Annotated in this window: 14 protein-coding genes; 6 read left to right on the top strand and 8 right to left on the bottom strand. The window is 63.6% G+C overall.

What is annotated here, in order from left to right; genetic code table 11:
• Positions 1–13: 13 nt before the first annotated feature.
• Complete coding sequence (locus MAB_RS03800; RefSeq protein ID WP_005087159.1) at positions 14–1987, top strand: alpha/beta hydrolase; 1974 nt, start codon at positions 14–16, stop codon at positions 1985–1987.
• On the opposite strand, the gene MAB_RS03795 is transcribed toward MAB_RS03800, so the two are convergent.
• The 4 genes from MAB_RS03795 to MAB_RS03780 are packed head-to-tail and all read right to left on the bottom strand — an operon-like array spanning position 1984 to position 7116.
• Positions 1984–3630 (bottom strand): ABC transporter ATP-binding protein, encoded by a 1647-nt coding sequence (locus tag MAB_RS03795; protein ID WP_005092467.1) that lies wholly within the window; start codon positions 3628–3630, stop codon positions 1984–1986. The genes MAB_RS03800 and MAB_RS03795 overlap by 4 nt on opposite strands.
• Positions 3627–4568, bottom strand: coding sequence for an ABC transporter permease (locus tag MAB_RS03790; RefSeq protein ID WP_005115089.1), 942 nt, complete (start codon positions 4566–4568; stop codon positions 3627–3629). The genes MAB_RS03795 and MAB_RS03790 overlap by 4 nt, the downstream gene beginning before the upstream one ends.
• Positions 4568–5593 (bottom strand): ABC transporter permease, encoded by a 1026-nt coding sequence (locus tag MAB_RS03785; protein ID WP_005087153.1) that lies wholly within the window; start codon positions 5591–5593, stop codon positions 4568–4570. Before MAB_RS03785 ends, MAB_RS03790 begins: the two co-directional genes overlap by 1 nt.
• On the bottom strand, positions 5590–7116 hold the full coding sequence (locus MAB_RS03780; protein ID WP_005113217.1) for an ABC transporter substrate-binding protein: 1527 nt from the start codon (positions 7114–7116) through the stop codon (positions 5590–5592). Before MAB_RS03780 ends, MAB_RS03785 begins: the two co-directional genes overlap by 4 nt.
• Positions 7117–7332: 216 nt before the next feature.
• Between MAB_RS03780 and MAB_RS03775 the strand changes: the two genes are divergently transcribed.
• A complete protein-coding gene (locus tag MAB_RS03775) occupies positions 7333–8304 on the top strand; it encodes an NAD-dependent epimerase/dehydratase family protein (protein WP_005085629.1) in 972 nt (323 codons plus the stop codon).
• Here the strand turns inward: MAB_RS03775 and MAB_RS03770 are convergent.
• A complete protein-coding gene (locus MAB_RS03770) occupies positions 8301–9191 on the bottom strand; it encodes an SDR family NAD(P)-dependent oxidoreductase (RefSeq protein WP_005113216.1) in 891 nt (296 codons plus the stop codon). The genes MAB_RS03775 and MAB_RS03770 overlap by 4 nt on opposite strands.
• A gap of 72 nt (positions 9192–9263) precedes the next feature.
• On the opposite strand from MAB_RS03770, the gene MAB_RS03765 reads away from it, so the two are divergent.
• The 3 genes from MAB_RS03765 to MAB_RS03755 all read left to right on the top strand — a co-directional run bounded on the left by MAB_RS03765 (position 9264) and on the right by MAB_RS03755 (position 11405).
• A complete protein-coding gene (locus MAB_RS03765) occupies positions 9264–9728 on the top strand; it encodes a MarR family winged helix-turn-helix transcriptional regulator (RefSeq protein ID WP_005113215.1) in 465 nt (154 codons plus the stop codon).
• Between the two features lie 58 nt (positions 9729–9786).
• Positions 9787–10800: an AraC family transcriptional regulator gene (locus tag MAB_RS03760; protein ID WP_005085626.1), complete on the top strand. Its 1014-nt coding sequence runs from the start codon at positions 9787–9789 to the stop codon at positions 10798–10800.
• Positions 10801–10874: 74 nt separating this feature from the next.
• Positions 10875–11405: a hypothetical protein gene (locus tag MAB_RS03755; protein WP_005085624.1), complete on the top strand. Its 531-nt coding sequence runs from the start codon at positions 10875–10877 to the stop codon at positions 11403–11405.
• Here the strand turns inward: MAB_RS03755 and purF are convergent.
• On the bottom strand, positions 11402–12916 hold the full coding sequence (gene purF, locus MAB_RS03750; RefSeq protein WP_005085623.1) for an amidophosphoribosyltransferase: 1515 nt from the start codon (positions 12914–12916) through the stop codon (positions 11402–11404). The genes MAB_RS03755 and purF overlap by 4 nt on opposite strands.
• Positions 12917–13028: 112 nt before the next feature.
• Between purF and MAB_RS03745 the strand changes: the two genes are divergently transcribed.
• The gene (locus tag MAB_RS03745) at positions 13029–14345 is read left to right on the top strand and encodes a hypothetical protein (protein WP_005087148.1); all 1317 of its coding nucleotides are present in this window, start codon (positions 13029–13031) and stop codon (positions 14343–14345) included.
• Here the strand turns inward: MAB_RS03745 and MAB_RS03740 are convergent.
• On the bottom strand, positions 14342–14728 hold the full coding sequence (locus tag MAB_RS03740) for a sterol carrier family protein (RefSeq protein ID WP_005087146.1): 387 nt from the start codon (positions 14726–14728) through the stop codon (positions 14342–14344). The genes MAB_RS03745 and MAB_RS03740 overlap by 4 nt on opposite strands.
• Positions 14729–14760: 32 nt before the next feature.
• Positions 14761–15363, bottom strand: coding sequence for a hypothetical protein (locus tag MAB_RS03735; RefSeq protein ID WP_005085620.1), 603 nt, complete (start codon positions 15361–15363; stop codon positions 14761–14763).
• Positions 15364–15374: the final 11 nt, after the last annotated feature.

The raw sequence follows: 15374 nt of genomic DNA, 5'->3' as shown, positions 1-15374 counted from the left end.
TACCGTCTAATTCATGCCGACGGCATCGCACCGGGCACGCGGTGCCTTACGGGATCCCGCACCGCAGCACCCACGTGCGGGCAAGCTGCGGATCCTATTGGCCACTGCCCTGGTCGCATCCTTGGTTGTCACGGAAGGGGCGCCCACCACACTTCAGGTGGTCTCGAGCAGTCCGCTGCCCGGGCCCATGACCTTCACGGTGGAGTCCGGGTTCATCTCTCTGACCTCGAGCTCGACGCCACTCGGAGTGGGCACCGATTCCCCAGCGGCGCTGACCATCACCCGCAGGACCACCGTCTCGCTGAACCCAGGTGACAACGGCCGTGGTCCGGGCGCGGTCATCAAGTCCGAATCGCTCGCGCCGGCTGCCGGAGCCGACAAACCCACGCCCGGCAGCATCCCGGTCGTCCTGGTTCATGGGACTGCCGAGAATCAAAAGTATTGGGACGCTATGACGACGAGTCTGCATGGCGCGGGCATGAAGGCCTTCACCTTCGAATACGGCCAGACCGGGTTTCAGGGCCTCATCGGGTCGATCGGAGAGAAGATCGGCCTGCGCGGCTTCGGTGACGTCGAGGTGTCCACCCAACAGCTTGCCGACGAGGTCTCGCATGTTCTGAACCAGACAGGCGCGAGCAAGGTCGACCTCGTCGGTCACTCCCAGGGCGGGCTGTTGATCAAGAACTTCGTAGCACAAGACAAATCCGACAGTGTGGCCAACGTGGTTCAACTGGCACCCTCCAGCCACGGAACCACCTTCAGCGGGCTTGCTGATTTCATTGGGCCCGTGGGCAATTCAGTAAACATCAACGGCTGGAAACCCGTAAAGGATGTGATCTACTCGGCCGCAAGCGCGCTGGCCTGGCCTTCCTTGTCACAACAAACCGTGGGCAGCCGCTTTCTCGATAGGCTCAACACACTGCCGGACACCAAACCGGGAGTCGACTATCTGGTGGTGAGTACCAACGATGATGTCGTGGCCACCCCGTACAAGTCTCAATTCATCACAGCGGCACCGGGTTCCACCGCTGTCAATATCGAAGCGCATTCTCTGCCGGGTGTACCGCGCGACGGTGTGGTCGGTCACGGCTTGAACAGCGTGGAAGTCATCTCCGCGGTGACCAATTACCTCAAATCCAGCCAGTCTGCCCAGCGTTCACCCGAGCAGGTCAAGGACAACCCCGGCACCACGCTCACCAAGGATGGCAACACAACCACTATCTCTGAGGGCAAGAACATCGTCGCAACCGTCGACAACCACACCGACACAACACCCCAGCACCCCGAAAAGCAGGTGCGCCAATCGCCCGGCAAGGCAGCGACAGCGCCAGCGACCAAGGCCACTACCCCCTCGGGTGCGACTCTTGAGGTCACGGGAGGCGACGTCACGCTGAAGCGCGGCGGCCAGTCCGTCTCGATTAGCGAGACACACGGCGTGACGGTTGCCAACGCCCCCGCCGGACAAGCGCCAGACACCAAGAAACCGGCGCAGCCGGATCGCCTGGCCAAAACCGCCGAAGCCACCACCACGTCGTCCCCGGCGAGCACTGAGACGAAAACACATCAGTCACCCGGTAAGCCGGATGCCGGCAACACGCAGGTGACGCACGCGAACAACGCGATCACACCGAAGATCGGAATCGGCGCCAACGGGATAAGCCGAGACGGCAAAACAGCGGGCAGCAGATTGCCGTCCGACCATTCGACCGGCACGGCGGCCGATTCAGGATCCGCGAAGAAGCCGAAGACATCGGCTGCCATCAAGACCAACGACACACCGGCCGCGGCGGCCGAAACCAGCACACACACCAATGATAGTGCGACACATACCGTTACGCCGAGCAGTCCGGGCGCGCCGCCGTCGTCTGGCGCGACCGGCTCAGCCGCCGAGACCAAGGCAGCGCACACGCAGACCGACTCCGGCTCCGGCGGGCACACGAAGTCTTCCGGCGGGACCGCCCACGAGCACTCCGCGGGCGGCTCCTAATGACCGTTGCGCCGCGCGCGCTGCTTCACCGGATCCGGCACAGGCACGGCGGCCACCAATGCGCGGGTGTACGCGCGTGACGGGTTGTGCAAGATCTCGCCGCGGGGCCCCAGCTCTTCCAAGACGCCGTGGCGCAGCACCGCCACCTCGTCGGCCAGCCGATCCACCACGGCAAGATCGTGGCTGATGAACAGGCAGGCGAACCGCCACTGGCGCTGTAGTTCCTCGAAAAGATCCAACACGGCCGCCTGCACCGATACATCAAGCGCGCTGGTGGGCTCATCGGCGACCAACAGGTCCGGGCCCAGCGCCAAAGCGCGCGCCAGGTTGGCACGCTGTCGCTGCCCTCCCGAAAGCTCGTGTGGGTAACGGTTTTCGGTTCCTGAAGGAAGCTGCACCGCGTCAATCAGCTCGGCCACCCGGGCCACGATTTTGCCCCGATCGCCGTAACGGTGCACCCACATGGGTTCGGCGATGCAGTCACCCACGCGCATCTTCGGGTTGAGCGCGGTAGCCGGATCCTGGAACACGAATCCGAACTTGGCTCGCAGCGGGCGCAGCTTGCGCTGGCTCATGCCCACGATCTCCTGGCCGAGCACCCGCACCGACCCCGCGGCGGGTTGCTGCAAGGCCGCCACGCATCGACCGATGGTCGACTTTCCTGATCCGGACTCTCCCACCAATCCCAGGGTTTTCCCACGCCCGATACCGAAGCTCACATCATCGACCGCGCGGAACGCTGCCCGGCCCAGCAGCCCGGGGAACTCCACCACCAGGTGGGATACCTCCAACACGGGCTCGCCGATGTCTTCGCGCGGCTCAGCGCCATGTTCGGGATCTCCCTGCCCAAGGTGGGGCACAGCGGCCAGCAGCACACGGGTGTACGGCTCGGCAGGTTCAGCGAAAAGCCTTTCCACCGGCGCTATTTCAACGACCTTGCCCTGTTTCATGACCACTACACGGTCCGCTATGTCGGCAACCACACCCATGTTGTGGGTGATCAACACGATGGCGCTGCCGATCCTGTCTCGCAGGTCGCGCAGCAGCTCGAGGATTTCGGCTTGCACGGTTACGTCCAGCGCTGTGGTGGGCTCGTCGGCGATGATCACCTTCGGGTCGCACGCGATGGCTATGGCAATCACCACGCGTTGTTTCTGGCCGCCGGAGAGCTGGTGCGGATAACAGTCGTAGCGTCGCTCGGGGTCGGGCAGCCGCACCAGCTTCAACAGCTCGATGACTCGCGCGCGGGCCTGCACGCGACTCATATCCGAGTGCGCGCGGACCGCCTCGGCAACCTGATACCCGATGGTGAACAACGGGTCCAGGGCCGCACCGGGTTCCTGAAACACCATCGCGATGTCCTTGCCGCGCATGGCTGCCAGCTCACGACCCGAAAGTTTGGTCACGTCGCGGCCATCCAGCAGAACCGAACCGGTGATACGCGCGGTGTCCGGCAGTAGCCGGATCGCGGTACGCGAGGACACCGACTTGCCCGAACCCGATTCTCCGACGACGGCCAGCACTTCTCCGGGCTTGACGTCGAACGATACGTCGTCGACCGCGGACACCGGACCACTGTCGGTGCTGAACGTCACCGACAACGACCGAAAGGAAAGTGCCGACGAGGCTTCGACGTGGCTCATGCCTCACCCCGCCGGGTCCGCAACAGGGGGTTGATGACCTCGTTGAGGCTCTCACCCACCAGCGTCATGCCCAGCACCACCAGGACTATGGCGATACCCGGAAACACCCCCGTCCACCAAATTCCGTTGGCCACATCCGATAACGCCTTGTTTAGGTCATAGCCCCATTCAGCGGCCTGGGTGGGCTCGATCCCGAAGCCCAGGAAGCCCAGCCCCGCCAGCGTCAGAATCGCCTCCGCTCCGTTGAGGGTGATGATGACCGGCAGTGAGGAGGTGACGTTGGAAAGGATGTGCCGGAACAAGATCCGAGGGGTACCGGCGCCCGTAACTCTTGCGGCATCGACGAAGGGCTCCTGTTTCACACCTACGGTGGCGTTACGCACCACCCGAAAGTACTGCGGCACGAAGACGGCCATGATGGCGATGGCCGCCGCGAGTATGCCTCCCCCAGTGCTGGATTGCCCGCCGGTGACCGCGATTGACACCACGATGGCCAGCAACAATGAGGGCATGGCGTATAGCGCGTCCATCACCAGTACCAACGCGCGATCCAGCCAGCCGCCCAGGTATCCGGAGGTAAGACCCAGCACCACGCCCGCGGGTAGCGAAACCACCAGCGAGGTAACAATGACCAGCAGCGCAGTGCGCGCGCCGAACAGCACACGAGACAACACATCTTCTCCGCGCACCGAGGTACCGAACCAGTGCTGCCAGGACGGAGCCTGCTGCCGAACGAAATCGAGGCCGTCCGCGCTGGTTTGCGAGAACCCGTAGGGCGCCAGAACGGGTGCCAACACCGCGATGGCGATGAATCCGGCGACGAGAACGAGACCGACGACGAGCGTCCAGCGCTGCAGCCCATGCACGGAGCGCAGTAGGTCGGCGCCCGGGAGCCTGCGGAGCCGGTTTCCGTGTGGCTTGCTCACTGACGTTGTCATCAGAACCTCACCCTCGGGTCGATGAAGGCCACCACCAAGTCGATGACGAAGCTCATCACCGCGACGATGATCGCGATCACTGTGACGATGCCTTGCACCGCTATGAAGTCGCGCGCGGAAAGATAGTGTGCCAGCTGCGAACCCAGACCGTTCCATTCGAAAGCCGTCTCGGTCAGTACGGCGCCGGCGAGCAGCATGGCGATCTGCATCCCCATGACCGTCACCACCGGAACCAGCGAGTTCCGGAATGCGTGCCGCCCTACCACAACCCGCTCCGGCAGCCCGCGCGCCCGGGCCGCATCCACGTATCCGGCGCGCAGCGTTTGCAGCAGATTGACCCGCACCAGCCGCAGGAATACCCCGGCCGTCAACAACCCCAGTGCGAGCACCGGCAACACGAGATGTTTGAGGGCATCCACGAAATATGCCCCGTTGCCGTATAACACAGTGTCGACCAACAGCAGATGGGTGCGGTGCGGCATGGCGTCGAGCGCTATCTCGGTACCCACCGTGCTGCGCCCGGAGGCCGGCAGCCAGCCCAGCTTCACCGAGAAGAACAGCTTGAGCAGAATCGCCACAAAGAACACCGGCGCGGCATAGAAGAATACCGCCGCCAGCCGCAAGAACACGTCGGCGATTCTGTCGCGGTGCGTTGCAGCTATACGCCCCAACGGAATTCCCACCAGCAACGCCACCACGATGGCGCCCACCGCGAGCTCCAGCGTGGCAGCCCCATTGACCACGATGATATCGGCGATCGACCGCTTGTCGGTCAGCGTCTGCCCGAGGTCACCACGGAGCAACCCGGTGAGGTACTCCCAGTACTGGGCCCAGATAGGCCGGTCAAATCCTGCCTCGGCCTTGCGTTTGGCTATCTCTGCCGGCGTGAGCCGACCACCGGCCTGGGCGGTGATGGGATCGCCGATCCCCCGCATGAGCACGAAGACCAGTGTCATCAGGATCCACGCTGTCGGGATGATAAGCGCCAAACGCACTCCGAGATAACGCAGAAGCGTGGTGCTCATGCAGTACCACCCGTCTTCTTCAGCGGAGTGAATTGAAACTTGAACGAGGGCCCGAGCTTGATCCCGTCAACATTCTTCACCGACACCGCGATTTGTTTTCCGGTGAGCAGTGGCAGCGTCGAAATGTAGTCACGTGCCATCAGGTCCTGTATCTGCCCGATGATGCGCAGCCGCTTCGCGCTGTCCGGTTCGGTGACTTCGGCGGTGATGAGCCGGGTGATGGTGTCGTTCTGAAAGTGGTTCACCAACATGTTGTCTGGCATGAAGAATGGCGTCAGGTAGTTGTCCGGGTCGGGAAAATCAGGAAACCAGCCAAACTGATACACCGGGTAAGAATCCGATGATCGCCGTTCCTGGTAGGCCACCCACTCGGTGGACTGTAGGTCCACCGAGAACAGCCCGGACGCCTCGAGTTGTCCCTTGACCGCCGCGTACTCCTCCGATGAGTTGCCCCCGTAGTGGTCCGGGTTGTATTGGAGATTTATCAGTACCGGCGCCGCAACCTGGGCTTCGGACAAGAACTTTCGGGCAAGATCAACATTCGGCTTGACGCCGTACAGCGCCTTGAACGACTCCACGGAACCCGCCATCGATTCAGGCACCACCGAATAGACCGGGGTGTAGACACCCTTGTACACGTCACGCGACAGGGCTTCGCGGTCCACCAACGACGCGACCGCCCTACGGATGGCCAGCTTCTGCGCATCCGTGACACCCGGCATCGTCTTGAGGTTGAAGACGATGTACCTGAGCTCCCCGCCGGGGCCCTCATGCACGGACAGGCGCGGGTTGACCCGCAGCGTTTCGATATCGTTAGGCGACAAGCTCCGATATGCGACGTCGATGGCCCGGTTCTCAATATCGATCTTGAGATTTTCACCACCGGTGTAGTACTTGATGCCGATCAGATCCCACTGCGGCTTGCCCAGGCCCCCAACATATTTCGGGTTGGCGCGCAGGCCTATCAGCTGATTCTTGGTGTGTGAAGTGATGGTGTACGGCCCCGCGAACGGTTCTGCGCGCGCGATAGCGTCGTCGTCGAGCAACCGGTCGGGCGGGAAGACCTCTTCATCGATAACAGGCCCGGCGTTGGTGGCCAGCACTTGAGGGAACGTCTGATCATTGGGCAGCTTGAGCCGAAAGTCGACGGTCAGGTCATCGGGCGTCTCGACGCGATCAAGGTTGGCCAGCAGCGACTGCGGCCCATTGGGATCGTTGATCACGCGCTCGCGGTCGTACGAAAACTTCACATCCGATGAGGTGAGCTCGTGTCCGTTGGCGAACACCGAGCCAGGCTTGAGTGTGCAACGGTACAGCGTCGGGTTCTCGAACCCGCATCCAGCGGCCAGGTCGGGTTTGAGGTCGCCGGTCCCCGGCGTGAAGTTCATCAGGAACGGGTAGACCTGATTTTCGACCTGGAACGACCCATTGTCATAGGCGCCCGCCGGATCGAGGGTGGAAACGCGATCTGTGGTGCCGACCGTGAGGTATTCGCCGTCGATTGCGCCCGGCGGCCGGCCCATCCCGCATCCAGCGACGAGTATTGCGGATGCGGCCACGGCGAGTTTGCGCAAGCGGACCATCCGGAGAGTATGGCAACACTTGCCCCAACCCGCTGAGGTGCGCTGCAATAGATGTCACAACGCCAACCAAGCGAGCGTTAGGTAGGTTGGTTGCGATGCTGCCGGTCGCGCACGCGCCCCGGCGGTTATGACACCCGAGCCAGCCAAGGGACAAAGATGAAGACTGCCGTCACCGGAGCCGCCGGCTTCATTGGTACCAACCTAGTCAATCTGCTCGTGGATAACGGCCACGAGGTGATCGCCATCGACCGGGTGGTGCCCGCCTCGCCGGAGACTCGCGAGGCCGTGACCTGGGTCTCTGGCGACGTCCTCGACCCCGACTCGATGACGAAGGCGCTCGACGGCGTCGAGGTGGTTTACCACTTGGTGGCCGTTATCACCCTCAAGCACGAAGACGAGCTGTGCTGGCGGATCAACACCGAAGGTGCCCGCACCGTCGCACAGGCCGCCCTGACCGTGGGGGCCCGCCGCATGGTGCACTGCAGCTCGATTGACTCCTACTCCAACAGCGTGGCCACCATCGACGAGAAGTCGCCACGCTCCGCGGCTGCCGACCTGCCTGTCTATCAACGCTCCAAGTGGGGTGGCGAGGTGGCGGTACGCGAGACCATCGCGTCCGGACTGGATGCCGTGATCTGCAACCCCACCGGCGTCTACGGTCCGGTCGATCTGCCCAATCTGTCACGCATCAACCAACTGCTGTTCGATAGCGCCCGGGGCAGGCTGCCCGGGATGGTCAACAGTCAGTACGACCTGGTCGACGCCCGGGATGTCGCTGCCGGGCTCTACCTAGCCGGCGAAAAGGGACGCACCGGCGAGAACTATCTCCTCGGTGGCCACATGGGGAGCCTGTTGCAGGTGTGCCGACTGGCCGCTCGGCGCGCCGGCAAGCGCGGCCCGCGGTTCGCCGTGCCCATGGGCCTCCTCAACGCGGCCATCCCGGTCATCGAGCCGATCGGCAAGCTACTCAAGAACGACGCGTTGAGCCGGGCAGCGTTCAACAAGCTGACGGTTTCACCGGCGGTGGATATCACCAAGGCCCGTACCGAATTGGGCTATGAGCCGCGGTCGACAGAAACCACCGTCAACGAGTTCGTGGACTTTCTTCTGGGCTCCGGCCGGCTTTAAATCCCGACCATCGCGGCGCTGGCGCGCCATAGTCCGTCGGCCGCTCGGTCGTCCCGGGCCAGCGGGGCTGGATCCGGGAAGGTCAGCTGCCCCTTCACAAGTGACGCATACAGGCGGCCCTCCGGCGGCTTGACGGCGCCAATCGACAGGTCCGCCAACGCCTCTCCCGCCGTCTCCACACGCCCGGGATAGAACGCGGGCCGCGCCGCAGAGAGCAGACGCAGCACCGGCCGCAGTGCCCCCGTGACCACCCGCCCCGACATCGACGCTCCCACCAGGTTTGTGCCCAGGGTGAGGCCGGGGTTGTAGGCAACCACATCGATTCGGCGGCGCACGATCTCGTCGGAGGCGGCGAAGGAGCGGGCGGTGAGCAGATTGCACAGTTTGGACCCTGCATAGGCACGAAGCCCGGCAATGGCCCCACCAGATTCCGGGTGGGCAAGGTGTGCCGGATCCAGTGCGCGAGGCCCGAATGGAATGATCTCCGGATCGTGCGTGTCACTCGTGGTAATCACCAGACGGCCTCCGTCGGCGATGCTGGGCACAAGCAGTCGTGCCAGGAGGTAGTGAGCCAGATGGTTGACCGTAAAGGTCGTCTCGAAACCGTCGACGGTGCGATGGTTGGTGTCCCGGAACTGGATCCCCGCATTCAGTACCAACACATCAATCGGGGTCTGGCCGAGTTCGTTCTTAACCTCGTCGGCGAACTGTGTGACGCTGTCGAGCGAGGCTAGGTCCAGTGGCAGCACCTGGGCGCCGGGAACATCACGCCCGGAGCCTCTGGCGCCCGCGATCACACGCGTATTGGGCTGTTCGGCAAGGAGTTTTGCGGCATACGCGCCCAGCCCGGCAGTGGCGCCGGTCATAACGACGGTGAATTCGGTCACGACAAGCTCCCGCGAGGTTTAGGATCATGGATAACGTACCAGCAGTAATATTATCAATTGTTAAGATTGGCCATGTCAAGCACAACGAAGCGAGCGCTGCTTTTCACACTGCTCAAGGTGTCCAAGGCGTTGACGCAATGGACGAGATCGAACATCCCCACCGGCGGCGGCATGACCGTACCGCGTGCGACGGTGCTCGTAGGCTTGTCCATCAGGACCGAGCCCACCGGGATGAGCGAGCTAGGCGAATATCTCGGTATGTCCCCGCGGAACATGACGGTGCTGATCGATGGCCTCGAGAAGGAAAACCTGGTCCGCCGGGTACCACACGAACGCGATCGAAGAATTACCTGCGTCGAAATCACGTATACGGGAAGGAAAATCGCCAAGACGGAGCTCGGCCCCTCGGAACTGGCCTCTGCAGCGCTCTTCGACGACCTGTCGACCAGGGAACAAGCAGAACTGCTGCGCCTGCTGATCAAGGTCGCAGACTCCTTGCGCGCACGCGGTATTGACATACCGCAGTACCGCGGGTAGTTGAAACTGGCAACAATCTATACCAAGATCACCTCTCGAATCTTGATCAGGAGGTGACGTGGAACTGCTGTCCATCCCGCCGCGCTGGGGCACCCTGGCATCGGAGTTGGCACAGCAGCAGGGCATGGACGCAGCCAAAATGCTGATCGACGCCCAGATTTCGCCGCGGTTCCTCGCAGGCGAGCCCACCATGATCAGCCCGGCGCAGCTACGCGCGGTGACACGCGAGGTCTTGGCCCGTACCGGTGACCTGTCATTCGGCAGCTGCCAAGCCCCGGTCCCACCCGAGGCGCTCCGGGTTCTGATGTTCAGCCTGGCGACTTCGGAAACCGCCGGCGCGGCTTTTGCCCGCTGGGCGGCGTTCCGCGACGCCATGCCGCTGGTGCCGAGTATGACCGTCGCCAGATCCGGCGAATTCGCCACCGTGGTGCTGGTGTCACCAAGCCCTAAGTTGCCCGACGTCACGTTCACCGAGTGGACTCTGGCCCTGGTCATCCGGGTCTGGAGCTGGTTGATCATGCGGGCGATCCACGCGGAACGAATTCTTCTCCCCCAGGCCCGCCCGGCCGGACGATCCGATCGCAGCAACATACTCAAGGCGCCGGTCGAGTTCGGAAGCAATTCGGCCGCGGTGATCTTGGACGCCAAACTCCTCGATGTGCCGATTCTTCGCTCCGAGCAGGAGATCACCTCCATCCTCGATCACCCCGAGCAGATCTGGTTCGACGTCGGCCGCTACCACCGGGAGCTGCCCGAGCGGGTGAGTCGGATAGTCGGATCGAGTATTGGGCAGGGCATTCCAACGGTGAGCGATATCGCCGCCGCACTGAACATGGCCCCCTCGGCGCTCCAGCGTTCACTTCGCAACGAGTTCGGCACCTCCATCCGGCGTATCCGCGACGCGGCGCTACGGACGGAGGCCATCAAAAGCCTTGAGGATGGCTCGGAGTCGCTCAACGATCTATCCGTCCGCCTGGGCTTCTCCGAATTGAGTGCCTTCACTCGCGCCTTCCGGCGCTGGACGGGCGCCTCACCGGCTCAGTACCGGAACGGAACACGTTCGGTCAAGTAATTCGCCCAATTCGGTCATCGCACGTGCCCCGTCGATCACATAGCCTCGGGCCAACCAAACCTGAGGGGGGAAGTTTGCTATCGGCTGAACGGCGCTTTCAGTTCCCTCGCCGCCTTGAGGAAATCTCCGCGGTCTCCGCCTTCGAACTACCGTCAGCGGACGACATCGAACCGGGCAATCACGCACCCCTTGCCTTCGCCGACACTGCCCGTCGACTCGATGCCCTGAGCATCGGCGACACATTCACCACCCAAATCGGAATCGCCGGGCTGATGACGCCAATCGAATGGGTCGTCGTCGAAATCACCGATACAGCAACACTTCTCGCTGTACGGCGGGGGCGCTACCAGGTAGCCTCGCAGGGGCTGCAGGGCGCCAACGCGACCGTCGTACTCAATGTCTACGAACAGAAGCCATCAGTCGTCGCGGAGCTGTTCGTGCTGATCGACGAAGTGATCCTGACCGGCGAACTTCAGCAATCCTTCATGGCAGCCCTCGAGGGCATGATCGACACTCACATCGAACTCATCAGGACCGGCGTTCCCGGGCTGCGAGACGTGATCGTCGACGAGGCGTACCCGCCGCCGCGCGGGCAAGGACGTTAGCGCGCCTGGACGGATTCCGAACTCTCGCTCGATGTCTCCCGCGCAGTGGCCGCAAGCATGTGCTCGACCACGTTCTTGCCGAGCGCGGTCTCCTTGGGCAGTTCGATCGGATAATTACCGTCGAAGCATGCGCAGCACAACCTCGACCGCGGTTCCTGGGTGGCCGCGACCATACCCTCGGCGGAAATGTAGCCCAGGCTGTCCGCACCGATCGCGGTGCGGACAGCGTCGAGCATCTCGTCATCGGATTCCACCGCGTTGGCGATAAGTTCGGCCGGGGAAGCGAAGTCGATGCCGTAGAAGCATGGCCAGCGCACCGGCGGCGATGCGATGCGCACATGCACCTCGGCGGCTCCCGCCTCGCGCAGCATCCGCACCAGCGCCCGCTGCGTGTTGCCGCGAACGATCGAGTCGTCCACCACCACAAGGCGCTTACCGCGAATGACCTCGCGAAGGGGGTTGAGCTTCAGACGAATACCGAGCTGGCGGATGGTCTGTGACGGCTGAATGAAGGTGCGGCCCACATAGGCGTTCTTCATCAGCCCCTGCCCGTAGGGGATGCCCGAGCCCTGGGCGTAGCCGACGGCCGCCGGGGTGCCCGACTCGGGAACTCCGATCACCAGGTCGGCATCCACAGAGTGTTCGGCAGCCAAGCGGCGCCCGATCTCCACACGGGTCGAGTGCACGGAACGGCCGTCGAGCATGCTGTCGGGGCGGGCCAGATACACGTATTCGAAGACGCAGGTCTTGGGTGTGGCATTGGCGAACCGACTGGAGCGCACGCCATCGGCGTCGATGGCGAGCAATTCACCGGGCTCGATATCCCGGACGAAGGAGGCGCCCACGATGTCCAGGGCGGCGGTCTCTGACGCGACCACCCAGCCGGTGTCCAGACGTCCCAGGCACAGCGGGCGGACTCCGTGCGGATCACGCGCCGCATACAGCGTGTTCTCGTCCGCGAAAACCAAGCAGAAGGCGCCACGCACGGTGGGCAGCAGCGTCATGGCCGCCTGCTCCAGGGTGGCGTCGGCGGCACCGTGCGCCAACAACGCACCCATGATGTCGGAGTCGGTGGTGGCCATGCCGGGCGTCTTCGAATTGATCAGACCGGCATCGCGCGCACGCTCCGTCAGCTCGGCGGTATTGACCAGGTTTCCGTTGTGTCCCAGGGCGACTCCGGTGCCCGCCGCGGTGGTGCGGAAGACCGGCTGAGCGTTCTCCCAGGTGACAGACCCGGTGGTGGAGTACCGGCAGTGCCCCACTGCCACGTGGCCACGCATAGCGGCGAGGGTCTGCTCGTCGAAAACCTGACTGACCAGGCCGAGATCCTTGAACACCACGATCTGCGAGCCGTCGGCCACAGCGATACCGGCAGCCTCCTGACCACGGTGCTGCAGCGCATACAGGCCGTAGTAGGTGAGTTTTGCCACCTCTTCACCCGGCGCCCAGACTCCGAATACGCCGCATTCTTCGCGTGGGTCGTTTTCCAGCTCGATCGGCTGTGCGGTCACGGTGTGGCTCCCTGGGCTGCGTCCTGCGTGGAGGTGGGTGACTCCCCCAGTTTACGGGGAAGGTTGCTGATCGGGGAATCGGCTGGCCCGAACACATCGGTACCATCGCAAAGTGACCCAGGCCACCGCGACATGGCGCCCGTCGACCCGCGTCGCATTCCGGTTCTGCGTCGTCTACTTCGGCCTGTTCTGCGTGCTCCTGACGCAGATCCCCTTCGCGCTGCTGGGGGTGGTGGGCCGGGTGGTCGGCGGCCGGTTCGCGCTGACGGCGATGTCGCTACTCAATCCTCTTACCAGCTGGGTGGGCAGCAACCTGTTCGGCGTGAATGCGGTCCTGCACGAGGACTCCGGAAGCGGCGATCAGGCCGCGATCTGGGTCCTGGTGTTCTGCATCCTGGTCTTAGCGATCGCGGCGAGCACGGTATGGACGGTGCTCGATCGCCGCCTCTCCTATCCGCGGCTGCTCGCGTGGTTCACCCTCTTCCTCCGGCTGTGCCTGGGCGGACAGATGCTCTTCTACGGGTTCGCCAAGCTCATCCCCACTCAAATGCCCGGCCCCACGCTGGCTCAGCTGCTACAGCCATACGGCACGCTGAGCCCTGCTTCTGTGCTGTGGTTACAGGTAGGCAGTTCTCACCCTTACGAGATGGCGCTGGGTGCGGTGGAGGTGATCGCCGGGCTGCTGCTGTTCGTGCCGCGGACGGCGGTGTTGGGCACCATGCTGAGCCTGGCGAGCATGGCCCAGGTCTTCCTGATGAACATGACGTTCGACGTACCCGTCAAGCTATTGTCCTTTCATCTACTCCTGATAAGCCTGGTACTGCTCGCCCCCTATCTGGACCGCCTGCTCGATTTCTTTGTGCGGCAACGTGCAAGCGAGCCGCTGAGCCAGCCTCCGCTCTTCAACGACCACCGCAGGAACCGTCTCGCCATCTGGGCCCAGGTGATGATCGGTCTCTGGGTGGCGCTGGGCGGCGTCTACGACGGCTGGACCACCTGGCACGAGTACGGGGGCGGCGGCCCCAAGTCCGAGCTTTACGGCATCTGGTCGGTGCAGGCGTTCTTCGTCGACGGAACGTATGTGCCGCCCGTCGCCACCGATAGGAGCCGTTGGCAGACAATCATTTTCGACCAGCCTGGGGCCGCTACCTATCAGCGCATGAACGGTGAGCTGGTGGTGGTGTCGACCGAGTTCGACGATGGTCATCTGAAGCTCGCCGATATCTCGGACAACTCCGGCGGAAAGGTCGGCGGGAAAGCGCCCTTCGCGGATCTGACCTACAGCCAGCCGAATGTCGATTCACTGCTGCTGGGCGGGAAGCTCTACGGCAAACCCGTCACAGTCATGCTGAAACGGATGGATCCGGAGACTTTCCCGTTGCGCAGCAGAGGCTTCCACTGGGTACAGGAGTACCCGTTCTTCCGCTAGGACAGCGGTATCAAGGGCAGCCACTCAGCGATCTCGGCAGCCCGTGACCCGGATACGGTGACGGTGCGGTCGGCAATGGCCTGCTCCAGTGTGAGTAGTCCTGTCACCAGCAACAGCCAAGTCCGCGGGGTGGTCTCCACCACGTTCGGCGGGGTGCCCCGGGTGTGACGTGGCCCAGAGATGCATTGCACCGCAACGAATGGTGGCACCCGGACCTCCACGGAGGCGCCCGGTGCGTCGGCTGCGAGAGTACGGGCGGTGAACCGGACGGCGTCGGCAAGAACCGCACGCGCCGGCTCCGGCGCCTGTTCACCATGCAGCCAGTCGGCCACCGCAAGCACTGCCGTCCTGGTCGAGGCGGCATCGGGTGCACGGGCTGGCATGTCTACCAGCCTATCTGGGGCAGGCCGGGGTGCTACGCCCCGTCGCAGATCCCCGAGTCCCGGATGGTGTTTCCGTAGACGTTGGCCGTGGCGATGTTGGCGTTGATCACCCCGGAGGGCAGCTGTTGCTTGATCTTGTCGCTGATCTGGGTGAACTGGAACCACAGGTGATAGAACGAGTCGCCGTTGTAGAGCGGCGAGTACTGGCTCTGGTCCGGGTAGTTGGTGATGTATAGCGCGTGCACCCGGGGGTCCAGGAACGCGGCCGACTGATCCAGGTTGGCGGTTACCACGGTGCCGACAGTCTCCGAGCCCGACGCGGCCCAGACATCGTGGTGATCGCGCAGATAGTTCTGGAATCCATACACCGAGCTCATCAGCGTGTCGTATTGCGCATTGAACCACTGGCAGGAATCGCGTAGCGCGGTCACCTGCTCATCGTTGGTCCGGCCCTGCCACAGGTTGTACGGGTACACCGAGGTGTCCGGCGCCCAGTCCGAGGGGTGCGGAACGAATACGGGCAACGATGCGCCCTGCCCGGGGTCAGCGCCGGCAGGTGCCGCCAGCGCCAGCCCGACGGCGACCGTCACGCCTGCCAGCGCTGCACCGGCCCTGCTCATCCAGTTCGAGGCCATCTGTGCAGTAT

This window comes from Mycobacteroides abscessus ATCC 19977 (assembly GCF_000069185.1).
Taxonomy (GTDB): Bacteria; Actinomycetota; Actinomycetes; order Mycobacteriales; family Mycobacteriaceae; genus Mycobacterium; species Mycobacterium abscessus.
Note: the sequence above shows the minus strand (reverse complement) of the source record. Positions and strands in the feature narration are given on the sequence as shown.